Annotated in this window: 22 protein-coding genes and 1 pseudogene; 10 read left to right on the forward strand and 13 right to left on the reverse strand. The window is 75.5% G+C overall.

The features are described 5' to 3' along the window. Nucleotides 1-187: 187 nt before the first annotated feature. Both ACFYNO_RS36620 and ACFYNO_RS36625 read right to left on the reverse strand, forming a co-directional pair. Nucleotides 188-556, reverse strand: coding sequence for a hypothetical protein (locus tag ACFYNO_RS36620; RefSeq protein ID WP_388021990.1), 369 nt, complete (start codon nt 554-556; stop codon nt 188-190). 116 nt (nt 557-672) lie between these two features. Continuing rightward, nucleotides 673-1,113, reverse strand: a complete 441-nt coding sequence (locus tag ACFYNO_RS36625; RefSeq protein ID WP_388021991.1) for a hypothetical protein — start codon at nt 1,111-1,113, stop codon at nt 673-675. A 95-nt stretch (nt 1,114-1,208) separates the two neighbouring features. Here ACFYNO_RS36625 and ACFYNO_RS36630 point away from each other — a divergent pair, with 95 nt between their 5' ends. Together ACFYNO_RS36630 and ACFYNO_RS36635 are read left to right on the forward strand one after the other, a co-directional pair. Further along, nucleotides 1,209-1,754: a GNAT family N-acetyltransferase gene (locus ACFYNO_RS36630; RefSeq protein ID WP_388021993.1), complete on the forward strand. Its 546-nt coding sequence runs from the start codon at nt 1,209-1,211 to the stop codon at nt 1,752-1,754. Between the two features lie 58 nt (nt 1,755-1,812). Next, nucleotides 1,813-2,796: an aldo/keto reductase gene (locus ACFYNO_RS36635; RefSeq protein ID WP_388021995.1), complete on the forward strand. Its 984-nt coding sequence runs from the start codon at nt 1,813-1,815 to the stop codon at nt 2,794-2,796. An 88-nt stretch (nt 2,797-2,884) separates the two neighbouring features. Here ACFYNO_RS36635 and ACFYNO_RS36640 read toward each other — a convergent pair whose 3' ends face one another. The 9 genes from ACFYNO_RS36640 to rpmG form a co-directional block, all read right to left on the reverse strand. Continuing rightward, nucleotides 2,885-3,988, reverse strand: a complete 1,104-nt coding sequence (locus tag ACFYNO_RS36640) for a 3-oxoacyl-[acyl-carrier-protein] synthase III C-terminal domain-containing protein (protein ID WP_388021997.1) — start codon at nt 3,986-3,988, stop codon at nt 2,885-2,887. Further along, nucleotides 3,985-4,956 carry a hypothetical protein gene (locus ACFYNO_RS36645; RefSeq protein ID WP_388021999.1) on the reverse strand — a complete coding sequence of 324 codons (972 nt, stop codon included), beginning with the start codon at nt 4,954-4,956 and terminating at the stop codon, nt 3,985-3,987. The genes ACFYNO_RS36640 and ACFYNO_RS36645 overlap by 4 nt, the downstream gene beginning before the upstream one ends. Next, nucleotides 4,953-6,212: a cytochrome P450 gene (locus tag ACFYNO_RS36650; protein WP_388022001.1), complete on the reverse strand. Its 1,260-nt coding sequence runs from the start codon at nt 6,210-6,212 to the stop codon at nt 4,953-4,955. Before ACFYNO_RS36650 ends, ACFYNO_RS36645 begins: the two co-directional genes overlap by 4 nt. Then, nucleotides 6,209-9,064, reverse strand: coding sequence for a PEP/pyruvate-binding domain-containing protein (locus tag ACFYNO_RS36655; RefSeq protein WP_388022003.1), 2,856 nt, complete (start codon nt 9,062-9,064; stop codon nt 6,209-6,211). The genes ACFYNO_RS36650 and ACFYNO_RS36655 overlap by 4 nt, the downstream gene beginning before the upstream one ends. Continuing rightward, nucleotides 9,057-9,749 (reverse strand): nitroreductase family protein, encoded by a 693-nt coding sequence (locus ACFYNO_RS36660; RefSeq protein ID WP_388022005.1) that lies wholly within the window; start codon nt 9,747-9,749, stop codon nt 9,057-9,059. Before ACFYNO_RS36660 ends, ACFYNO_RS36655 begins: the two co-directional genes overlap by 8 nt. Then, the gene (locus ACFYNO_RS36665) at nt 9,746-10,414 is read right to left on the reverse strand and encodes a methyltransferase family protein (RefSeq protein ID WP_388022007.1); all 669 of its coding nucleotides are present in this window, start codon (nt 10,412-10,414) and stop codon (nt 9,746-9,748) included. Before ACFYNO_RS36665 ends, ACFYNO_RS36660 begins: the two co-directional genes overlap by 4 nt. Beyond that, nucleotides 10,411-11,202 (reverse strand): AfsA-related hotdog domain-containing protein, encoded by a 792-nt coding sequence (locus ACFYNO_RS36670; protein ID WP_388022009.1) that lies wholly within the window; start codon nt 11,200-11,202, stop codon nt 10,411-10,413. The genes ACFYNO_RS36665 and ACFYNO_RS36670 overlap by 4 nt, the downstream gene beginning before the upstream one ends. Before the next feature lie 401 nt (nt 11,203-11,603). Continuing rightward, complete coding sequence (locus ACFYNO_RS36675; RefSeq protein WP_388022011.1) at nt 11,604-11,879, reverse strand: type B 50S ribosomal protein L31; 276 nt, start codon at nt 11,877-11,879, stop codon at nt 11,604-11,606. A 53-nt stretch (nt 11,880-11,932) separates the two neighbouring features. Then, nucleotides 11,933-12,097 carry a 50S ribosomal protein L33 gene (gene rpmG, locus ACFYNO_RS36680; RefSeq protein WP_388022013.1) on the reverse strand — a complete coding sequence of 55 codons (165 nt, stop codon included), beginning with the start codon at nt 12,095-12,097 and terminating at the stop codon, nt 11,933-11,935. Between the two features lie 194 nt (nt 12,098-12,291). On the opposite strand from rpmG, the gene crcB (ACFYNO_RS36685) reads away from it, so the two are divergent. From crcB (ACFYNO_RS36685) to ACFYNO_RS36700, 4 genes are all read left to right on the forward strand, one after another. After that, on the forward strand, nt 12,292-12,750 hold the full coding sequence (gene crcB / locus ACFYNO_RS36685) for a fluoride efflux transporter CrcB (protein WP_388022014.1): 459 nt from the start codon (nt 12,292-12,294) through the stop codon (nt 12,748-12,750). Next, on the forward strand, nt 12,747-13,103 hold the full coding sequence (gene crcB, locus ACFYNO_RS36690; protein ID WP_388022015.1) for a fluoride efflux transporter CrcB: 357 nt from the start codon (nt 12,747-12,749) through the stop codon (nt 13,101-13,103). The genes crcB (ACFYNO_RS36685) and crcB (ACFYNO_RS36690) overlap by 4 nt, the downstream gene beginning before the upstream one ends. A gap of 89 nt (nt 13,104-13,192) precedes the next feature. After that, nucleotides 13,193-14,404 carry a 4-hydroxybenzoate 3-monooxygenase gene (locus ACFYNO_RS36695; RefSeq protein ID WP_388022017.1) on the forward strand — a complete coding sequence of 404 codons (1,212 nt, stop codon included), beginning with the start codon at nt 13,193-13,195 and terminating at the stop codon, nt 14,402-14,404. 82 nt (nt 14,405-14,486) lie between these two features. After that, complete coding sequence (locus ACFYNO_RS36700) at nt 14,487-16,190, forward strand: methyltransferase (RefSeq protein ID WP_388022019.1); 1,704 nt, start codon at nt 14,487-14,489, stop codon at nt 16,188-16,190. A 7-nt stretch (nt 16,191-16,197) separates the two neighbouring features. On the opposite strand, the pseudogene ACFYNO_RS36705 reads toward ACFYNO_RS36700, so the two are convergent. Further along, nucleotides 16,198-17,126, reverse strand: a pseudogene (locus tag ACFYNO_RS36705) (NAD(P)/FAD-dependent oxidoreductase). 73 nt (nt 17,127-17,199) lie between these two features. Between ACFYNO_RS36705 and ACFYNO_RS36710 the strand changes: the two are divergent. Both ACFYNO_RS36710 and ACFYNO_RS36715 read left to right on the forward strand, forming a co-directional pair. After that, nucleotides 17,200-17,817, forward strand: coding sequence for a helix-turn-helix domain-containing protein (locus ACFYNO_RS36710; protein WP_388022021.1), 618 nt, complete (start codon nt 17,200-17,202; stop codon nt 17,815-17,817). A gap of 24 nt (nt 17,818-17,841) precedes the next feature. After that, the gene (locus ACFYNO_RS36715; protein WP_388022023.1) at nt 17,842-18,276 is read left to right on the forward strand and encodes a universal stress protein; all 435 of its coding nucleotides are present in this window, start codon (nt 17,842-17,844) and stop codon (nt 18,274-18,276) included. 1 nt (nt 18,277) lies between these two features. On the opposite strand, the gene ACFYNO_RS36720 is transcribed toward ACFYNO_RS36715, so the two are convergent. After that, entirely contained in the window at nt 18,278-18,931 is a 654-nt protein-coding gene (locus tag ACFYNO_RS36720; RefSeq protein WP_388022024.1) for a hypothetical protein, read from the reverse strand. A 131-nt stretch (nt 18,932-19,062) separates the two neighbouring features. Between ACFYNO_RS36720 and ACFYNO_RS36725 the strand changes: the two genes are divergently transcribed. Further along, nucleotides 19,063-20,022, forward strand: coding sequence for a LysR family transcriptional regulator (locus ACFYNO_RS36725; RefSeq protein ID WP_388022026.1), 960 nt, complete (start codon nt 19,063-19,065; stop codon nt 20,020-20,022). 881 nt (nt 20,023-20,903) lie between these two features. Further along, nucleotides 20,904-22,250 carry a serine hydrolase domain-containing protein gene (locus tag ACFYNO_RS36730; RefSeq protein WP_388022028.1) on the forward strand — a complete coding sequence of 449 codons (1,347 nt, stop codon included), beginning with the start codon at nt 20,904-20,906 and terminating at the stop codon, nt 22,248-22,250. Nucleotides 22,251-22,340: the final 90 nt, after the last annotated feature.

A 22,340-nucleotide genomic window follows, 5' to 3' on the forward strand; every position in this document is an offset into this window, starting at 1 on the left:
TGCAGATGTCGCAATCCACACCTGGCCAGAAGGCCCTCACTCATTTCAAGATCACCTGGCCGTGAGCCCTGTCACCAACCTCCGTGGTCAGTACAGCTAGGTATAAAACTGCCGGACGCGCCGCGCCCCGCCTGCGGGGCCAGGCGGGGCGCGGGTCAGGGCTCGGCGCTCAGGGGGTGGGGGCGGGTCAGGCGTCCGCGCAGATCGCGAAGACGCTGATGCCGACCGTGCTGTAGCCGGGCTGGCGGCCGAGCGCGACCCAGCCGTCGCCGTCGTCGGTCGGGAAGCTGCCGACCAGGATGGCCTCGTTGCCGCGGGCCTCGCCGCCGCCGCCGATGGCCTTCTTGCCGGCCGGGCAGTGGACCGTCCGGCGCTGGAAGTCGGGGACGTTGGCGTTGCCGAGGCTCACCAGCTGGTAGCCGGGGATGCCGCGGGCCGCCTCCGACGCCTGGGCGGGCTGCCCCGCCGAGGCGTTCGCCTGGACGGCCAGCCCGACCCCGCCGGCCAGCGCGATGGCCAGCAGGCCCGCCCCGATCGTGGTGTGGCGACGCATCATGTCAGTTCCCTCCTGTGCGACGAGGACAACTGGTTCGTCCTCGCACTACTTCGAGGTTCGGCTGAACGGCGCAACAGGTGGAGCTGATTCACTCTCAGGAGTGAAGTGACTCCGGGTCAGGCGGGGATGAACTGATAATCGCGGGCGATGCGCCCGTCCGGGGCGATCAGCACGAACTCCACCCCGCCGCCGATCACCTGGCCGGTCCCGGGCTGCAGCGCCTCCCACTGGAAGGTCACCGCGTCACCCACTCGCAGCGCCCCGGGCCGGGCGCGGAAGAGCATCGTGCCGGGGGCGACCAGGTGCTCGTAGGTCCGGGCGACCCGGACCTCCAGGGCTGCGTGCCCGTGTGCCCGCAGCGCCTGGTCGGTGAAGCCGATCGCGGCCGCCGGCTCCCGGACCTCCTGCGGCGGGTGCAGCAGGTGGACCGCGTCGGGGCACCAGAGCCGGGCGACCTCGGTGCGGCGGCGCTCGGGGTCGGGCTCGTTCCAGACGGCGGCGTAGCGGTCGGCGAGCTGCTGGGCGAAGGGGGCGGCGGTGGACTCGGTGATCTCCATGGCCGCCATCCTGCGGAACCGGCTGCGCGCGAACAATTCCCTTCCGGGAATCACTGGTTAGGCTGGGCGTGGACCAACGAACCGGGGGAGTGGGCATGGTGGACGCGGTCGGGCCGTTCGCGGAGTACCAGCCGGCGCCGGCGGACCGTCCGGCGCCGGTCGCGATCACGCTGGCGGAGGCGGTGGCGGGCGACCTGCCGGAGCTGGCCGCGCTGAAGGTGGCCGAGCGCGGCGGCACGGCCGGGTACTGGGCCGAGCGGCTGGCCCGCCGGGTGCCCGCCGGACCGGACGAGCTGGTGGTGGTGGCCCGCAGCGGCGGCGAGCTGGTCGGCTACGCGGGCGTCACGCTGCTGACCGAGCACCCCGGGGACGGCGCGCCGGCGGGCTGGTACCTCAGCGGCGTGACCGTCGCGCCCGACTGGCGGCGGCGCGGCATCGGCGGCGCGCTCACCGACTGGCGGTTGGCGCGGATGCGGGAGCTGGCGGTGCCCGAGGTGTGGTGCTTCGTCTCGGCGCGCAACCCGGCCTCGCTGGACCTGCACCGTGCGCTGGGCTTCACCGAGCACGGGCGCGGCCGGTCCTTCCAGGGCATCACCTTCGGCGGCGGCGAGGGCGTGCTGCTGGTGCTGCGGCTGGGCTGAGCGGGCGGGCCGGCGGAGCCCCTCGCTGACGGTGCGGCAGGTGTGAGAGGGTCGGAACATGGAACAGCGCGAACTGGGACGAACCCACCGTCAGGTCTCCGTCGTCGGCCTCGGCACCTGGCAGCTCGGTGCCGACTGGGGCGAGGTCGGGGAGGAGGAGGCACTGGCGGTGCTGGAGGCCTCGGTCGAGGCCGGCGTCACGCTCTTCGACACCGCCGACGTCTACGGCGACGGGCGCAGCGAGCAACTGATCGGGCGCTTCCGCAAGGCCCGGCCCGACGCCGAGGTGTTCGTGGCGACCAAGTTCGGCCGCCGGGCCGAGCAGCGCCCCGAGCACTACAACCTCGCCAACTTCCGCGCCTGGGCCGACCGCTCGCGCGCCAACCTGGGCGTGGACCGGCTCGACCTGGTGCAGCTGCACTGTCCGCCGACGCCGGTCTTCTCCTCGGACGAGGTGTTCGACGCGCTGGACACCCTGGTCGCCGAGGAGCGGATCGCCGCCTACGGGGTCAGCGTGGAGACCTGTGCCGAGGCGCTGACGGCGATCGCCCGGCCGGGGGTGGCCAGCGTGCAGATCATCCTCAACGCCTTCCGGCTGAAGCCGCTGGAGCGCGTCCTCCCGGCAGCCGCCGCGGCCGGGGTGGGCATCCTGGCCCGGGTGCCGCTGGCCTCCGGGCTGCTGGCCGGGCGCTACACCCGGGAGACCGTGTTCGGCGCCGACGACCACCGCAGCTACAACCGGAACGGCGAGGCCTTCGACCAGGGCGAGACCTTCTCCGGCGTGGACTACCGGACCGGGGTCGAGGCGGCCGCCGAGTTCAGCGCGCTCGCCCCGGCGGGCGCCACCCCGGCGCAGGCGGCGCTGCGCTGGGTGGTGCAGCAGCCCGGGGTGACCTCGGTGATCCCCGGCGCGCGCAACCCCGAGCAGGCGCGGGCCAACGCGGCCGCCGCCGGGCTGCCGCCGCTGCCGGAGGCGACCCTGGCGGCCGTGCGGGAGCTGTACGACCGGCGGATCCGGGCGCAGGTGCACGAGCGCTGGTGAGCCCGGGCCGGGGCGGCCCGGCCAGACCCGCTCCGACCCGCTCCGACCCGCTCCGACCCGCGACGGACGCGGGGCGGAGCGGGGAGCGTCACCAGCCGGGACGCTCCAGGATCTCGACGACCGCGGCGGCGACGGAGTGGCTGCCGCCGTTGCTCATCAGCAGGACGTGGTCGCCCGGCCCGACGGCGCCGGTCTCCACCAGGTGGGCCAGGGAGAGGAACTGGTCGCAGGAGCCCAGGTGGCCGAGGGCGCGGCCGAGGTCGAGCATGCCGCGTTCGGGGGCGATGCCCAGCGGGCGCAGCAGGCCCTGGATGTACCGCGGGTCGCCGCTGAAGACGTGGGTGACCCGGGTGATGTCGGCGGGGGTGAGGCCCGCCTCGTCGATCGCCTGCCCGGCGACGGCGGTGCGGGCCTCCATGAGTTCGCGGGCCATCGCCGTGCGCAGGTCCCGGTCGGTCACCTGGTCCGCGTAGGCGCTCATCCGCAGGCCCAGCGGGATCGAGGTGCCGACCGCGGGGCCCGGCGGGAACATCCGCTCCGTCCCCCGGTACAGCCGTTCCCAGGAGGAGAGCGAGGAATGGGCGAGCGAGCGGATCCGCAGCGGACCGGCGGTGGCGGACAGCAGGACGGCGCAGCCGGCGTCGCCGAGGATCGATCCGCGCCCGGTGCTCCAGCCGTGCGCGTAGGTGAACCGGTCGGTCGTCGGCGCGCCGGAGCCGCCCGCCGCCGGGACGCCGGCGCCGTCCGCCGCCGTGACGCCGAAGTTGTCCGCCGCCGAGACGAGGACGGCGGACCCCTGCGGCGCGTGGGCCAGGTAGCCGTGCGCCAGGCGGGCGCCGTCCAGCATCGCCGTGCAGCCCTGGTTCAGGCCGATCGCGGGCGCCGTCGTGCCGAGGACCTGGTCCTGCACGTAGTTCGCGGAGAACCAGCCGTCCGGGCCCTGGTGGTAGATGCCCGTGTGCATCACCAGGCAGACCTCCCCGGCCGTCAGGCCGGAGCGCTTGAGGGCGAGCCGCGCGGCCTCGGCGGCCAGTTCCGGCGCCGGGGTGTCGTCGGCCACCGACACGCTGGTCCAGCCGTCGTCCCGGGCCTGCTCCGCGCCGGGCCGCCCGGCGGCGACCGCCTCGGCGATCGGCCACAGCCGGGGCACGTGGGCGGCCAGGCCGGCGATGTACAGGTGCTCCGTCTTCATGAGGTGCTCCCCAGTCCGATCAGCAGATGGCAGACGAAGACGGCCGGCAGATAGCCGGCCACCGCCGCGACGGGCCAGCGCGCCGCCCCGGCACGGGTGAAGCTCCGGGCGGCGAGGGCCGCGAGGACGGCCGGCGGCAGTGCCAGCCAGCCCCACCACCCCGCTGCCCCGCCTGCCCAGGGACGCAGCACCGCCAGCGACACCCCGGCGGAGGCGGCGGCGAAGACCAGCGCGAGCACGACGGTCGCGCGCAGGCCGAAGACCCGTACGTAGCTGCGCTCGTGCGGGCCCGGCTCGCGCACGATCTTGCGGGCGAGCTCGTGGTGGGTGGCCGCGAACATGATCACCAGGAGCAGCGGGACCACGTGCCGGGCCGCCCGCCAGAGGGAACCGGTGTCCAGACCGGTGTCGTGCAGGAAGACCGCGTACAGGTAGAGGTTGAGCAGGATCTGCACCGGGGAGCTCAACAGGACGCCGGTGGCCACCGCGTCGCCGCGGGGCCACCCGAAGCGCAGCTCGGCGCCCACCAGCAGGGTGGTGTAGGCGAGTTGCGCGGCGAGCAGGAGGAGGGCGGCCCGGTCGCCCGCGTTGAGGAGCAGCAGCAGCGCGGCGCCGGCGGCGGCGAGGACGTAGAGGTCGCGTGGCAGCACGGCGCCGCGGGCCAGCGGGCGGGCCGGGTTGTGGCGCCGGTCGTAGGGCAGGTCGCGCAGGTCGTCGGCGGCCCGCAGGAGCAGCAGGTCGACCAGGACGGTCACCGCGGCCGGCACGGTGCCCCACCCGGGCCGCCAGTGTGCGATGCGCCCGTCGGCCGCGGCGAACAGGCCGGTGGCGCCGACCGCCCAGACGGCGGCGAACACCAGCGAGAGCGGCAGCGGGAAGCTGCCGCGCACGAACGCGCCGAGGCGGGTGGCGAACGGACCGGGGTCGGTGGGGGCGGGGGTGGACGGGAGGGCGGGATGGTGGGTCATACCGGCGGCTTCGCGGCGGGGCCGGCCGGGCCGGCGGCGCTCCAGCGCACCGGGAGTCGCCAGACACCGTTGATGAACATCGTCCGGCGCCATTCCAACTCATCTTCAGGGACGGCGAGTTCGAGGGCATCGAAGCGGCGCAGCAGGGCATTGAGGCCGATCTGCAGCTCGGCGCGGGCGAGTTCGGCGCCCAGGCAGAGGTGGCGCCCGTATCCGAAGGCGAGATGGGAGGCGACGTCCGGGCGGTCGGGGTCGAAGGCGTCCGGGTCGGCGAAGACGGCCGGGTCGCGGTTGGCGGCGTCGGTGAGCGGCACCACGATCCGGCCGGCCGGCACCGGGCAGCCGCCCAGCACGGTGTCCTCCGTCACCAGGTGGGGGGCGCCACCGGTGTTGTTGAGGGAGGTGAAGCGCAGCATCTCCTCGACCGCCAGCGGGGTGCGCGCGGGATGCTCGCGCAGGGTCCTGGCCAGGGCGGGGTGCCGCAGGAGCAGCAGCACGCACATGCCGAAGGAGTTGCCGGTGGTCTCGTAGCCGGCCATCAGCATGCCCGAGCCGAGGGCCACCACCTCCCGGTCGGAGAGGCGCTGGCCGGGGTCGTCGTCGGGCCGGGTCGCCAGTCTGGTGAGCAGGTCCTCGGCCGGGTCTCCGGCCTCGGCGGCGCGCCGCTTGTCGGCGACCAGGGCGGCGAAGTAGTCGTCCATCCGGGCCTGGCTGGCGGCGACCTCCTCCGGGGTGTGGCCGGAGGTGGACATGAGGATGTCGACCTCGGCTCGCAGCAGGGCGCTGCCCTCGAGCGGCACGCCGAGCACCTCGCAGATGACCCGCATCGGGAAGGGCACGGTGAAACCGCCGACCAGGTCGGCCTCGCCGGCGGCGGCGCCGGCGGTCAGCTCGTCGAGCAGGTGCTCGGCGATGGCCTCCAGGCGCGGGCGCAGCAGGCGGACCTGGCGCGCGGTGAACGCGGGGAGGATCGCGCGCCGGCGGCGGGTGTGGTCGGGCGCGTCGGCAGTGGCCAGCAGGACGGACTCGGTCTTGCGGGCGAACAGCGGGCGGGCGAGTTCGGTGTAGCCGGTGCGGCTGAACCGGTCGTCGCCCAGGACGGCGGTGACGTCCTCGTGCCGGGTGACCAGCAGGGCGGGCTGCCCGCTGGACAGTCGCACCGGGTGCGGGGTGCCGGTGCTCAGCACGTCCTGGTAGGTGTCCGGCGGCCGGACGTCACCGGCGGGCGGGAAAGGGAAGCGGGCCGGGTCGGTCATGGCGTCTCGCCCTTCTCGGTGTGGACGGCGGCTGCGGGCTCCGCGGGCTGCTCGGACGGCGGGAGCAGGCGCACGGTGCCGGCGGTGCCGTCGATCTCGATCCACGCGCCGTCGGGGATCGCGGTGGTGGCCCCCGGGACGGCGACCACGGTCGGAACGCCGAGCAGGCGGCCGGTGATCGCGGTGTGGGACAGCAGGGTGCCGCGTTCGACGACCATGCCCGTGGCGGACATCATGAGGTACAGCCAGCCAGGGTCGGTCTCCCGGGCGACGAGGATCCGCCCGACGGCCAGGTCGGGGTCGGTGGACGGGTCGAGCACCACCTTCGCCCGGCCGCGGACCACCCCGGCGCTGGAGCCGATGCCGCGCAGGAGGCCGTCGTTCACGGCGCCGACCGCGCCGACCGCGCCGACCGCGCCGACCGCGACCGCCCGGGGCAGGGACCGGGCGAGCGGCAGACCGGCAGGGGTGCCCAGCAGGGCGGGACGCTGCGGGTTCTTCGCCCACCGCTCGCGCTCGGTGCGGCGCAGCGCGGCGAGCGCTCGCAGATCGGTGACCGTCCCGGTCCCGTCGAAGGCCCCGATGACCTCCTCGATGGTCAGGTCGGCCACGTCGAGCCCGTCGTCCAGCACACCGGCGCGGGCGAGTTCCGCGCCCAGCTTCCACATCACGTCCCGGGACAGGCCGAACAGCTGGGTGCGGCAGAACCGGGTGTCCTCGCGGATCCGGGCGAGGTCCCGGCCCAGCGAGGTGATGCCGAGCAGGACGGCGCGCTTCGCCGGGTTCGGGCACACCTCGCGCAGCCGCTCGCGGGCGCGCCGGGCGGCGGCCTGCTCCTCGGCGCGGCTGGCCGCCACGGTCGCTCCCTGGCGCACCAGCGGGCGGATCAGCGCGAGCACGGTCCACGGGCGCTGGCGGGGCGTGACCTCCTCCAACTTGAGGTCGTGCAGCGCGCGGTCGCCGTAGCGGGCGACGTAACCGAGGGCTGCCTCGGCGACGGCCGCGCCGTGCCGGCCGGAGACCATCTGCTGCCACAACTGCTCCGGTTCGCTCCGGTCTTCGAGCACAGCGGCGCGCAACTCGGGAACGGCGCCGACGAGTTCGGCCAGGCTCACGGCCGCTCGGACCGCTTGCAGGGAGCGGTTCTCCCGCCCGCCGCCCGTCAGTCCGGCCAGTACCTGCGGGCCCTCGCCGGTCCAGCGGCGCAGCAGGATGCTGCCCGAGCCGAGCACGACCAGGGCGATGAACGCGTTGACCAGGGTCACGCCCCAGCGTTCACCCGAGCGCTCCCACAGCCGCCGGTGGAAGGCGATCAGCTCCTCCGGCGAGTCGCCGACGGTCTCCGCCTCGGCCAGCTGCCGGTCCCACCAGCGCAGGAAGCTCCTCACCTGCCACGGGTGCAGCACGCTGCGCCAGGCCAGCCGGGGCAGGGAGCGGGCGACCGCGGAAGCGGCCCAGCGGCGCTCACCGCGGGCGGGGCCGGTGATGCCCATGGCCTGTTCCCAGCCGCGGCGCACCAGTTCGAACATCGGCATCTGTCCGTGCAGGGCGTGCCAGTCCTCCAGCCGGTAGTAGACCTGACCCTCCAGGTAGCCGACCATCCGGCCGAGCCGGTGGGCGTTGTCCCGGATCCAGGACTCGGGCACACCCATCCGCCGGTAGAGGTCGGTGAAGGAGCGGCGGTAGAACTCCCGGGACTGGGAGAAGGTGAGCGCGCCCGAGACGCCGGGGAAGCTCTCGGTGATGTTGTGGTTGCCCCAGTAGACGCGGGCGGGACCGTCTCCCGCCGGGTCCGCGCCTGTCACACCGCCCGTGACACCGCCGGTGGCTCCGGCGGTGGGCGCGGGCGGGGCGAGGACCATCGGGCGGGCCTGCAGGAGGTGGACGGCCCCGTCCGCGGTGAGGGCGCCCTCGATGTCCTGCGGGACGCCGAAGACCTCCTCCACCCGGGCGGCCAACTCCCCGATCGCGCGCACCTGCCCGTCGTCGAGGACCGGCAGGTCGGCCAGTTCCCCGGCCACCGGCAACAGGACCGGCGGCCCGGCGGCCACGCCTTCGGGCAGGCCCATCGACCACCGCTTGTGCACGGTCCGCGCGCTCACCTCGCCGGTGGCCGGGTCGTGGAAGAAATGGTCGATGTCCGCCCGCTCCTGGACGACGCCCTCGCCTATGCCGTACGCGGCCGCGACCACCTGGTGCGGCGACCCGCCCCGGGGGTCGCGGGTGAACGCCACGAACGAGCGGGTGCCGAGCACCATCCGCTGCACGCCGACCGCGACCCGGGCGCGGAGCGGGTCCAGTCCGCGCAGGATGCGGTAGCGCACCGCCTGCGGATTGAACGCCGAGGCCCAGCAGCGGACCACCGCCTCGGCCAGGCCGCCCTCGTCGACGTACAGGAAGCTGTCGCTCATGCCCGCGAACGGGTCGACGGCGCTGTCCTCCCCGACCGCCCCGTCCGCCGGCCCGTCCCCGGCAGGGGTGTCCGGCGCGGCCACGGGGACGACGCAGGCGCGCACCGCGACCAGGCCGCCCGGCCCGTCCAGCCCGGCGAACTCCTTGCCGATCCGCTCCGCCAGCGCCGCGGGCAGGCTCGAGGCGGTCAGCGCCGCCCGGGCCGCCGCGCACCAGGCCTCCACCGCCTCCCGTCCGGCGCCGTCCACCGGCAGCGGCGGCAGCGCGGGGCGCAGCGCCTCCAAGGCCTCGTCGAAGGCGGCGGCGGACAGGCAGAAGAACTCCGGCACCCGGAACCCGGCCCGGCGCAGCACCTCCTGACGGGCGAACTTGTGCCCGACCCGCGCGGCGTCCGCCAGCACGTCCCCGCCGGTCGCCGCGGTCACCACGAGCTCAGTCATCCGACCCGCCGCCCCGTGCTCCGCCGCCCCAGCCGTCCAGGTGCAGCACGCTGTCCACCGACCGGCGCGGGGCCGGTCCGAAGCCGTCTCCCAGCACGTGCGCGGTGGGGATCAGCGCCCCCTGGCGCACGTCGCGCGGCAGTCCGAGGATGTCGGCGACCTCCTGCTCCGCGTCCAGGTGGACGGCCGTCCACGCCGTGCCGAGCCCGCGGGCGCGGGCGGCGAGCATGTAGCTCCAGGCGGCCGGCAGCAGCGACCCCCACGCGCCCGCCTGATTGCCCGTCGGCAGCGGCCGGCCGCCGAGTTCCAGGCACGGGATCACCAGGACCGGCACCTCGTGCAGGTGTTCCGCCAGGTATCGGCTGCCGGCCAGCATCCGGTCGGACACCCGGCCGCCGGCCGCCTCGGCCGCGGAGATGGACGGCGGGTAGTGGACCTCGAAGACCCGCCGGTAGACCTCGGCGATCTGCTTGCGCCGCCCCTCGTCGGTCACCACCAGCCAGTGCCAGCGTTGCGTGTTGCCGCCGTTGGGCGCCTGCAGCGCGATCTCCAGGCACGCGCGCACCAGCGCGACGTCCACCGGACGCGTCAGGTCCAGCCGCAGGCGCACCGAGCGGGTGGTCGTCAGCAGTTCGTCCGGGGTCAGCGGCACCGTGACCCGCGCCGGGCGGGCGGGGGTGCTCACCACAGCCCCGGCACGAGGCGGGCGTGGCCGGCCGCGTAGGCGGGGTAGCCGGGGATGTTCACCAGCATGCGCTCCTCGGTACGGATCCGGAAGGTGATCGCGGCGGCCAGCGCGATCAGCAGCGCCAGGCTCAGCGGGTTGAGGAAGAAGGCGATGAAGCCGATGTGCGCCAGCAGCATGCCCGCGTAGGCGGGGTGGCGGATGAAGCGGTAGACGCCCCAGGTGATGACCTGGTGGTCGGCCTGCCGCGTGACGTGGTGGGAGTAGAACCGTCCCAGCGTGTGGATCGCGACCTGGCGCAGCACGACCCCGCCGGCGAACAGCGCCGCCGGGACCAGCAGCAGCGGCGACCAGCGGTCCCAGGGCAGCGGGCCGAGCACGGCCGCGGACACGGTGGCGATCCGGGCCGCCGCGTAGAGCAGCAGCGTCGCCGACTCGCGGGGCGCGGCGCCGGAGGTCCGGAAGGTCACCGGGATCTCGACCGCCAGCCACCCCAGGTAGCAGGCGGCCAGGACGGCGGCGACCAGGTCCACCGGCTCTTCGGCGTGCCGCAGGTGCATCACCAGCCCGGTGCCGGTCGCGAGCACCGCGACGACGAACAGCAGCCGTGGTGCCCGCGCCGCCCAGGACGAGCCGGTGCCCGCCGCCGGTTCCACCGTGCTCACCTGGCCGCCCTCCGCTTCAGGTAGTCGGCGCGGCTGAGGCTGTGGACGCCGATCTCGCACCGTCCGTGCCGCTCGCCGCTCTCCGCGTCCAGCACCGCGAACCCGTACGCCGCACGCGCGCCGCGCGCCGGTGCGAACTCCCAGCTCAGCTCCAGGGGCACCGCCACCGGCAGACCGGTCGGCAGGTCCGCGTCCAGCGTGACCCAGAGCATCTGCGCGTCCTCGTCGCGGCCGTGGGCCGTGTGGCCCAGCATCGTCGCCAGCTGACGGGCCGACTCGATCAGCGCGCCCGGGGTGTGCACCCCCGCGCCCGCCAGCCGGTGTTCCGGCGGCGGCACGAGCACGGCTGCCCGGTCGGTCCGCACCGGGCCGCTCACCAGGACGTTCTCCGGCCGCTGCCGGTGCACCAGGGTCGAGTCCGCCGCCGCCTCGGCCCCCCGCGCGGCGCCGGAGGCCACGGCCCGGACGGATCCGGCCGACCCCGCGGGTCCGGCGGGAGCGCCGAGGCCCACGGTCGCCCGGCAGACGGTCACGCCGTCCTGGACGGCGGTCAGCTGCCACGCGGGCCCCTCGCCGGCCGCGACCGGTTCACAGTGCAGCCACACCGGCGAGCTCAGCTCGCACATCCGGTCGAAGGTCAGCGATATCCGGATCCGGCCGTCCGCCGCGTCCGCCCGCCCCGGTTCCCGCGCCCGGACCAGGTCCAGCATGCCGGCCACCAGCACCATTCCCGGCACGTGGTCGAGCGGGTGGTCGAAGAAGCACCGGTCCCCCTGGTCCACCACCACGGGAACCACCACAGCCGGGTCGGCGGACGGGTCTGACGACCCATCACTTTCTCGGACGTCTTCAACGTTCGCCCCGACTAACACTTCTGATCAGTCCTCCTCCCACGGGGCCGACCGGTCCACCCGCCGGTCGGCCCCGCCCCGTAGGAGCGCTCCCATAGTCTACGAACTGATGAAGCGTCAGTTGCGGACGAGATCCCTGATGCCATTGAAGTCACGGGAGTTGAGGAAATCATCGATCATCAGTCCGGGCAACCCCGCCCTTTGCCGACACCTCCGAAGTCCGTTGCCGCCGACCGGAAACGCACCCTTGGTTGACCAAAACCCCATCGCCCGCCCCGCTCGCAGCGGCCGGGGCGGCCCCACCCGACGGGGTGGGGCCGCCCCGGCGTGCGGGCGGCTCAGGCGCGGCGGCCGTAGCGGCGGTTGAACAGCTCGACCCGGCCGGCCGTGTCGAGCACCCGGGCGTTGCCGGTGTAGAAGGGGTGGCTCGCCGAGGAGGTCTCGACATCGACCACCGGGTAGCTGCGGCCGTCGGTCCACTCGGCGGTGCGGTCGCCGGTCGCGGTGATGGGGGCACCCCCGGCCGAAGGCTGGGGGAGGGTGAGGAAGGTCAGGCCGCCGACCCGGTCGCGGAAGAGGACGGGGCGGTAGGCGGGGTGGATCGCGGTCTTCATGCGGGGCTCCTCCAGGGGCTTCGAGGGGTGGCGGGGGTGTGGTGCGGGCGGGGTCAGCGCTCCTCGCGGAACTCGACGTGCCGGCCGGCGACCGGGTCGAACTTGCGCAGCACCAGGCGGTCGGGGTCGTTGCGGCGGCTCTTGCGGGTCACATAGGTGAACCCGGTGCCGGCCGTGGACCGGAGCGTGGTGACGGGGCGCAGGTCACTGCGGGCCATGGTGTCCTCCCGTGGGTCTCGGAAGCGGCCCTGGATGGAATGGTTATCGTTTCCATTTCCAGGCTTGCGATCTCCACAACGGCGGAGGGCCCCGGTCCATTCCCGCTGGGGGCGCCCGGCTTCGGGGCAGCCCCAGCCCGGTAGGCTCGGGGCTCCGCAGGCCGGGGAGACCCGGCGAGGAGGAGAAGGCCGAGATGTCGGGGACCGAGACCCAGAGCCCGCCCGCCACACCCGTGGCGCCGCACCCGTGGCGCGGGCAGGGCCCGGCCGTCGGCGCGGTCGCGGTCGGCGGCGCGATCGGCGCCTGCGCCCGGTACGGACTGGGGCTGCTCTGGCCGACCGGGCACACCGCCTTCCCGTGGACCACGCTGGTGATCAACGTCGTGGGGTGCGCGGTGATCGGCGCCTTCCTGGTCGCGATCACCGAGGGGGTGCCCGCGCACCCCCTGCTGCGGCCGTTCTTCGGCACCGGCGTGCTGGGCGGCTTCACCACCTTCTCCACCTACTGCGTGGACATCCAGCGGCTGGTGGACGCCGGCCGCACCGGCACGGGCCTGCTCTACCTCGCCGCCACCCTGGTCGGCGCGATGCTCGCGGTCTGGACCTCGGCCCGGCTGACCCGCCGGCTGCTCTTCGGCCGGAGGCGTGCGTGAACTGGCTGCTCGTGATCGCCGGCGCCGTGGTCGGCGCCCCGCTGCGCTACCTGACGGACCGCACGGTGCAGTCCCGGCACGCCAGCGGGTTCCCCTGGGGCACGTTCAGCGTCAACGTCTTCGGCTGCCTGGTCCTCGGCACGCTGAGCGGCGCCTCGGCCACCCCGCACGTGCAGCTGCTGCTCGGCACCGGCCTGTGCGGGGCGCTCACCACCTACTCGACCTTCTCCTACGAGACGCTGCGGCTGACCGAGGACGGGGCGGGCCTGCTCGCGCTCGCCAACATCGGCGGCAGCGTCTTCGCCGGCCTGGGCGCCGCCTGGCTCGGCCACGCACTCGGGCAAGCGTTCTAGCCGATTCCAGCCACCTCGTCCGTCCGGTGTAGGCCATACGGGCGGTTCGGAAGCAAGCCATCGACTTCTGGTGGCTAAGCTCGCACCACATGACAGAAAGTCAGAAGACGCGAGTGGCGAGCGAGTACGCCGAGGTGGTGATCCTCGGCGCGGGCCCGGCCGGGCTGGTGCTCGGCAACCTGTTACGCGGCGCCGGGGTGGACTGCGTCATCCTCGAGCGGTCCGCCCGGACCCAGCTGGCGGGCCGGGCGCGGGCCGGGTACCTCGCCGCGAACACCGTGCGGATCCTGGCGCGGCACGGACTCGACGACGGCCTGCGGCGGCGCGGCCGGCCCCATGGCAGCTGCGAGTTCCGCACCGGGGGCGGCCGGTTCCGGCTCGACTACGGCGGCCTCGGCCGCGGCGAGCGGCACACCGTCTACCCCCAGCAGCAACTGGTCGCCGACCTGCTGGCGTACTACCAGCAGACCGGCGGCCGGATCGAGTTCGCCACCGAGGCGCTGGCCGTGCACGGGGCCGACGGCGACCGGCCCACCGTCACCGTCCGCCAGCCCGACGGCAGCCCCGCCACCTGGCGGGCCAGCTACGTGGCCGGCTGCGACGGCCGGCACGGCGCCGCCCGCCGCTCGCTGCCGCCCGGCGCCGTCCGCCACCACCGGCGCGACCACGGCGTCACCTGGCTCGGCCTGCTCGCCGAAGCCCCGCCCAGCCTGGACGCCGTCGGCTACGCCGTGCACCCGCGCGGCTTCGCCGGCCACATGGCCCGCACCCCCGAGGTGACCCGCTACTACCTGCAGTGGCCGGCCGGCGCCCCCGCCGGGGCCTGGAGCGAGGAGCGGATCTGGGCCGAACTGGCCCAGCGGATGCGCACCGAGGCGTACGGGCCGCTGCAGCGCGGCCGGATCGTCCAGCGCACCGTCATCGAGCTCGGCTCCGACGTGCTGGAGCCGCTGCGCCACGGCTCGCTGCTGCTGGCCGGCGACGCCGCCAGCCTGATCAGCCCCGCCGCCGCCAAGGGGGCCAACCTCGCCGTGCTGGAGGCCGAACTCCTCGCCCAGGCGCTGACCAGCGCGCTGCGCGGCGGTGACACCGACGCGCTGGACAGCTACTCCGCCCGCTGCCTGACGCACATCTGGCGGGCCCAGGAGTTCTCCCAGTGGATGATCCGGCTGCTGCACGCGGCCCCGGAGAACGGGGGCGAAACGTTGTTCCAGGACGCCCTGCGGAACTCCCGGCTGGAGTCGCTGCGCACCTCGCGCACCACCCAGGACTGGTTCGCCGACCACTACGTCGGCATCTGACGCACCGCCACCCGCCGCGCCCGTCCCCGCCGCGGCGCCATCCGACGTGCCACGAGAAGACGTGCCACGAGAAGAGGACCCGATGACCACCTCGCCCACGCCCACGCCCGCGCTCATGACCGACGCGGCCCGGCTGCGGGACACCGTCGACTTCGTCCGGGCCCACGACACCGTGACCCTGCTCCCGCTGCTGCTCCCCGGCCTGACCGGCCCCGAACTCGCGGCCCTGCTGCGCACCTGCCGGTTCGCGCACGCCGCGCTGCTGGTGCTGCCGCCCGACCGGCCCGCGCTGCGCGCCCGGCTCGCCGAGTGCGGACTGGACGCCGCGGTGCCCGCCCGCCCCAGCGTGGTGGTGCGCGACCGGCTCGCGCTGCGCCACCACCGCGACCCGGCCGGGCTCGACGTGCAGATCCTGCGCCCGCCCGTCACCGGCCCGGACGGGGCCCGCCGCGAGGTCGAGGTCTTCGTGCTGCCCGTCCCGCCCGGCTCCGAGCTGACCGCCCTGGCCGAGCGGGAGCGGGCCGGGCAGCACGAGGCGCACCTCGCCTTCGAGGTCGAGGACCCCGACCCGCTCACCCTGCGCGGACTGCGCGACCTGCTCGCCAAGCACGGCGCCCGGGCCGACGGCGGCGGCTACAACCCGCACGAGGACGGCACCGTCTTCTACTTCACCGCCCCCGCCGACTCCAAGGCCGGATACGGCCGGATCGAACTGCACGCCGCCGGCGACCACCGTGAGGTGCTCGCCGCCCACCTGGCCGAGCACCGGGCCGGGCAGCCCGGGGAAACGTTGCTGCGGCTGCTCACCGGCGCCTGGACCACCCAGGCCCTGGCCGTCTTCGCCCAGCTGCGGGTGCCCGACGCGATGGACACCGCCACCGCCGCCGGCCCCACCGCGCTGGCCGCCGCCGTCGGCGCCGACCCGGAGAGCCTGGCCACCCTGCTGCGCTACCTGGCGATGCTCGGCCTGGTCGAGGAGGAGCCCGCCGGCTTCCGGCTGACCGAGCACGGCGCCCTGCTGCGCGCCGACACCCCCGCCTCGATGCGGGCGCTGGCGCTGATGTACGGCGGCGCCTTCTACTGCTCGTTCGGCGCGCTCGGACACACCGTGCGGACCGGCGAGCCCGCCTTCGACCACCTCTTCGGCGAGAACCACTTCGACCACTTCGCCCGCGAGCCCGAGCTCGCCGCGCTCTTCGACCAGTCGATGGCCGCCAGCACCCGGATGTTCGAGCCGCTGCCCGCCCACCCCGTGATCACGGCCGCCGGTGCCGCGCCCGAGCCGGCCACCGTGGTCGACGTCGCGGGCGGCACCGGCGAACTGCTCGGCCGGATCCTCACCGCCCACCCGCGGCTGCGCGGCGCCCTGCTGGAGCGCCCGCACGTGATCGACGCCGCCCGGCGCTCGCTGGCCGCCGCCGGCTGCGTCGAGCGGTGCACCCTGCGGGCCGGCGACTTCGCCGAGGTGCCGGCCGGCGGCGACGTCTACCTGCTCTCCCGGGTGCTGCACGACTGGGACGACGAGCGCTGCCGGGAGATCCTGCGGCACTGCGCCCGGGCCATGCCCGCCCACGCCGATCTGCTGATCGTCGAGCGGCTGCTGCCCTCCGACGGCTCGCCCTCGCTGGCCACCGCCTGGGACCTGCACATGCGGTGCAACGTCGGCGGCCGGGAGCGCCGGGCCGAGCACTACGCCCGGCTGCTCGCCGACGCCGGGCTGGAGCTGGTCGGGCGGGCGCCGCTGCCGCTGGACGCGGCGGTGCTGCACGCCCGCAAGGCGGCCTGACCAGGCGTCAGCCCGGGATGCCGGCGGCGATCAGGTCGGCGTTGATCGCGGCGCCGGCCCGCAGGCCGGCCGCCGCGGCCACGATCACCTGGGCGGTCGGGTCGGCGACATTGCCCGCGACCCAGACGCCCGGCAGCTCGGTCGCGCCGGTCGGGTCGGCGGGCACCCGGTCGCCGATCACCTGGCCGGCGTGCTCCACCGGCACCGTCCGCAGGCCCAGCGCCGCCAGCAGCCCCGCCCGCGCGGTCAGCCGGGGCGCCACCACCAGGGCGTCCAGCGGCACCCGCCCGCCGGAGGCCAGCAGCACACCGGGCAGCCCGTCGCCGTCCGACTCCACCGCCAGCACCGGCCCGTCCAGCACCGTGATGCCGAGGGCGGCGAGCCGGTCGGCCTGCTCGGCGTCCGGGGCGGGCGCGCCGTGCCGCAGCACCGTGATTGCGGGCTCCACTGCCGCCAGAGCTGGGCGAGCTGCCAGCCGAGCGGGCCGGTGGCGAGCACGCCGATCCGGCGGTCGCGGACCTCCCAGCCGTGGCAGTACGGGCAGTGCAGCACATCGGTGCCGAACCGCTCGGCCAGCCCCGGCACCTCCGGCAGCTCGTCACGCAGGCCGGTGGCCACCAGCAGGCGGCGGGCGTGCAGGGCGCCGGCCCTCGCCAACCGGACGGTGAAGCCCTCCGGCCCGGCCGTGGCGCCGGTGACCCGGTCGGCGGTGAAGGCGCCGCCGTAGCCGGCCAGCTCGGCCCGGCCGGCGGCCAGCAGCTCGGCGGGCGGGGTGCCCTCGCGGCCCAGGTAGCCGTGCACCTGGCCGGCCGGCGCGTTGCGCGGCTCGCCGGCGTCCACCACCAGCACGGAGCGCCGGGCCCGGGCCAGGGTGACGGCGCCGCTCAGTCCGGCCGCGCCGCCGCCCACCACGATCACGTCATAGGTCTCGTTCATCGGGATCTCCTCTGCTCGCTGTGGGCACCACCGTGCGCCCGGTTCGCCGGAGCGGCAAAGTAAAGTTGCTGCTATGGCAAAGGAACGCGAGGACGCCGCCGTGCTCGCCGGGGTCGGCCCCCGGCTGCGCGACCTGCGGCGGCAGCGCGGCACCACGCTGGCCAAGCTCGCCGAGACCACCGGCATCTCGGTCAGCACGCTCTCCCGGCTGGAGTCCGGTGAGCGCCGCCCCACCCTGGAACTGCTGCTCCCGCTGGCCCGCGCCCACCAGGTGCCGCTGGACGACCTGGTCGGCGCGCCGCAGGTCGGCGACCCCCGGGTGCGGCTGCGCCCGGTCAAGCGGGACTGGGCGACGATCGTCCCGCTGACCCACAACCCGGGCGGGGTCCAGGCCTTCAAGATGATCATCCCGCCGGGCAGTCGGGAGCCCGACCCGCGAAGCCACGAGGGCTACGAATGGCTCTACGTGCTCACCGGCGAGCTGCGGCTGGTGCTCGGCGAGCACGACCTGGTGCTGACGGCCGGCGAGGCGGCCGAGTTCGACACCAGGGTGCCGCACTGGTTCGGCAGCACCGGCACGGCCGCCGTCGAGCTGCTCAGCCTCTTCGGCCCGCAGGGCGAGCGGCTGCACACCCGGGCCAGACCGGGAACGGCCCACGACCCCGGCGCGTCAACCTCACGGGACGGATGAGCCGAAAGGGAGTCAGGGAGCTTCATGGTGCGCCGCATCGTGGTGGGCGTCAGCGGCTCCGAGCGGAGCGGCGCCGCCGTGCGCCGCGCGCTGCGCGAGGCCCGGACCGGTCCCGCCGAGGTGCTGCTGGTGCACGCCTGGCGTCCGCCCGGCGGCGAGCGCGGCTACCTGAGGTATCCCGACTCGCCCGCCCTCGCACAGGCCCGGGCCGGTGCGGCGGCCCGGCTGGCCGAGGTGCTGCGCGGGGCCCGGGCGCAGGCGGGGCCCGACACGCCCGTGCGCGGGGCGCTGGTCCGCGGCCGCCCGCACCGGGCGCTGGTGGCCGTCGCCGACCGGGGCGCCGACCTGCTGGTCCTGGGCACGAGCCGGAGCCTGCTCCGGCGCGGACTGCGCCGCTCGGTCACGGCGCACTGCGTGCGGCACGCGGGCTGCCCGGTGCTGGCGGTGCCGGCGCCCTGAGCTAGTCGCTCCGCTCCGCGTCGGCGCGCACCGCCCGCATGATCGGGGCGACGTCGGCGGCGGTGAAGCCGATCTTGGTGTTGCTGCCGTCGCCCTTGATGACCACGGTGACCCGGGCGGCGGTGGTGGCCGTGAACCAGGAGCAGGTGGTGGCCGTGGTGGTGAGGAAGGCGGCGCGGACCAGCAGGGAGTCGCAGATGGCGCGGCCGCCGTGCGGGCCCGGGTCGGTGTCGGCGTAGCTGAAGGTGGTGTGGTCGCCCGCGCCGTCGTCGCCGGTGGTGACCGGGTGGGTGAGGGCGTCGTGCAGGCGGTCGGGGTCGAAGCCGCTGCCGTTGAGGCCGGAATAGAAGACCCAGGCGCCGTCGGCCGCGTCGTCGTAGGTGGCGCGGACCGGGGTGCCGGTGAGGCCGAGCAGCTTGGCGTTCTGGCCCAGGCCGGAGTCGACCAGCTGGGTGGTGGCAGCCGGGGGCCGGCCCTGCGGGTAGCCTCCGGCGGTCTGCGGGGCGGTGAGCCGGTACTGCGGAGCGGCGCCGGCCGTGGTCGCGGCGGCGGTCGCCCCTTGCGCGGCCCCCGAGGTGCCGGCGGGCCCGCAGGCCGTCAGCACGGCCGGGAGCGCGAACAGCGCACAGGTGACGGTGAGGCGGCGGGCAGGCATGGCGGGCCTCCTGAGGGGGAGTCGGGAATGCCGGTCAGTCTGGCAACCCCGTCCGGTGACCGCAGCCCCGGTGTCCAGGCATACTTGCCCCACCCGACAGCAGAACCGACACCCCCTCAGGACCCGCCGCGATGGACCTCGACCCCCGCCGACTGCTGGTGCTCGCCACCGTCGCCCGCACCGGCGGCCTCGCGCCCGCCGCCCGGGCGCTCGGCCTCAGCCGCTCGGCGGTCTCGCAGCAGGTGGCCGCGCTGGAGCAGGAGTGCGGCCTGCCGCTGCTGGACCGGGCCGGGCCGCGCCCGGAGCTGACCGCCGCCGGGCGGCTGCTGGCCGAGACCGGTGAGCGGATCGGCCGTCAGCTGGCGGCGGCGCGCGAGCAGTTGACGGGACCTCGGGAGATCCGCGGCCCGGTGGCGATCGGCGCCAGCCCGTGGGTGATCGCCCGGCTGGCGGCCGGGGCGAGCGCGCTGCTGCGCCGCCGCCACCCGGGGCTGGTGCCGGTCTTCCAGGAGTACGACCTGGTGAACGGGCTGCGGGCGATGCGGCTGGGCGAGCTGGACGTGCTGGTGGCCGCCGACGACCGGGAGACGGCCGTGCCGCTTCCGCCGGGCACCAGGGCGCGGGCGATGGGCGAGGACGAGTACCGGGTGCTGGTGCCGCAATCCTGGGAGCAGCCGACCGACCCCCGGGAGCTGTCCGGCCGGCCGTGGATCGGCGCGCCGCCGCGGTCGGCGCGCGGCCGGGCCTTCGCCGCCTTCGCCGCCGAGCACGCCATCGAGCCCTCGGTGGTGCACACCGCCGAGCACCCGGCCGCGGTGGTCGCGCTGATGGCGGCCCAGCTGGGCGCGGTGGTGGTGCCCACCCTGCTGGCCGGCCGGCTGGCCGGGGCCCGCGCCACGGCCTTCCCGGTGCGCGGCCGCCTGGTCACCCGGCTGCTGCACCGGGACGGGCACGCGGGCCGCGAGCTGGCCGCCCGGCTGGCCGCCGACGTGCTGCTGCAGGCCGGCCGGGACCACCTGGAGGCGGAGACGGCGGCGGGCCGGATCGCCCAGGAGATCCACGTCAGGGCGCTGCGCGACCCCAGCGAGTAGCGGCGCCGGACCGGGTCCGGCGCCCGTCCCCTCCGTCACACCGGTCCACCGTGCCGCTGCTTTCCCAGCACACCCGGAAAACCCATCAGAATCTCCTGTCCGCGCATTCCCCAGGATCAACGGCGTCGGCTTGCGGATCAGGGGAACGACAGTGAAGACTGTGCGTGGTTCGAGCGGGACTCGGACCTTCCGGTCCACCCGATCGGCCATTTCCCGGACAGCACCGACGGTCCGGGGGTATGTTCATTTTCTGCCCGCCGCGTCCGGCACTCCGCGCATCCACCACCCATGCCGGCCGTTTTGGGAAAGCCCCCGCACAACCGTTGTGCGGGCTGGATTACTGGGGGAAAGGCGTTGTCGGTCCGCCGCGCGATGGAGCGCCCATGTGTGCCGTGCCAGTGAGCGGCCGCCCGCTGCCCGGGTCAGCCCTGGGGCCCGGGTCGGGCGTGTGCGACCCGTCCCACCTGCGCGGATGCGGGTCGGCCCGGCCGGGTGCGCGGTGCTGCGGGGAGCCGGGGGAGTGCACCGGCGTGCGCCCCGGCGGAATTGCGGCGCATGGCGAATTCCGTTCGCTCCGCTGTCCGGAAGGCGTCGGCCGGCGCACTCCGGGGGCCGCCGGAGCGATTCCCGGTAATTTCTCACCTGCCCTTTCCGGGGCGTCGCCGGGGTCGGTCGAAGGCAAAGCCCTTTCCGTGCGGAATGGCGCGGTGGAGGCGCGTCCGGACGTGAATTCATCCATCCACCGGCATCTTTCGCACGACAGTTCGGCTCTCGTTCACATGTTCCGGAAAACCTCGTGCCGCCCGGGCCCGGACCCGCCTGCCGGGCGCTGCGCGCCGATCACCACCCGCTGAGAAACCGTCCTGGGGAGACGCCCGCTCATGCCGTACACCACCACCACTGCCGCCGCGGTCGGCGAACCCGTCTTACCGGACGAGTTGACGGAGCGACTGACCGCCCTCGCCGCCACCCACCGGGTGCCCGGCGCCCAACTCGCCCTCGACACCGGCAGCCAGGTGTTCACCTGGCACACCGGCACCGCCGACGCCGCCACCGGCGCCGCGTTCACCGCCGACACCGCCGTCCCGCTGGGCTCCCTCACCAAGCCCTACACCGCCGCGGCCGTGCTGCTGCTGGCCGCGGACGGCGACCTCGACCCGGACGACCCCGCCGCCGAGCACCTGCCCGAGCTGCGCGCCGTCCCCGACCTGACCATCCGCCAGCTGCTCAGCCACACCGCGGGCCTGCCCACCGGCCCCGACTCGGACACGGCCGCCCGCACCACCCGCGCCCACTACCTGGCGGGCGCCTGCACCCCGGGCGAGCTGCTCTTCGCCCCCGGCACCGGCTTCTCCTACTCCAACGCCGGCTACGTCGCCGCCGGCCAGCTGGTCGCCGCCGTCACCGGCATGGACTGGCAGGAGGCCGTCCGGGTGCTGCTGCTGGACCCGCTGGGCACCGCCGCCGCCTTCCTCGGCAGCACGCCCGCCGCCAACCGGCCGACCGCCGCCGGACACGCCGTCAACACCGCCACCGGCGAGCTGCGTCCCGCCGTGCAGAACCTCGCCCCGGCCGAGGCCCCCGCCGGCGCGCTGCAGGCCAGCGCCGTGGACCTGATGGTCTTCGGCCGGGCCCTGGCCGGCCACTCCGAGGTGCTGCCGCCCGCCGTCGCCGAGCTGCTGCGCACCCCCGAGCCCGCCGCCGAGCCGAGTGCGCTGGCCGACGGCTGGAGCATGGGCCTGGCCGTCCACCGCAGCGACGGCCGCCACTGGTACGGCCACGACGGCAACGCCCAGGGCACCTCCTGCCACCTGCGGGTCGAGCCGGAGAGCGGCCTGGTGCTCGCCTTCACCGGCAACGCCTCCGCCGCCACCGCGCTCTGGTGCGAGGTGGCCGAGGAGATCGGCAAGCACACCGGCCTCGCGGTGCCCGCCGCCGTGCCCGCCCGGCGCGGCCGCTCGGTGCCGCTGCCGGAGGCCGCCGGCCGCTACCGCAACGGCGGCCTGGAGTACCGGGTGGCCGTCGGCCCGGACGGCTCGCCGACCCTCTCGGTCGACGGCGACCTGCCGATCCCGCTGCGCTGCTACGCCGACCTGCGCTGCGACCTGGTCGACCCGGACACCGGCCAGCTGCAGGCCGGCGGGTCCTTCCACCGCGATCCGGCCACCGGCGCCATCGACCGGGTGCAGATCTCCGGCCGCACCGCCCGCCGCACCACCGGCGGCTGACGGCCGCCCCCTTCACCGATCCTCCGGCGACCGACCCCACGCCGCCCGACGCCCCCGCCCGCCGGCCCACCCCGCCGGCGGGTCGTCCCG

It is taken from the genome of Kitasatospora sp. NPDC006697 (assembly GCF_042869935.1).
In the GTDB taxonomy this organism is placed as follows: Bacteria; Actinomycetota; Actinomycetes; order Streptomycetales; family Streptomycetaceae; genus Kitasatospora.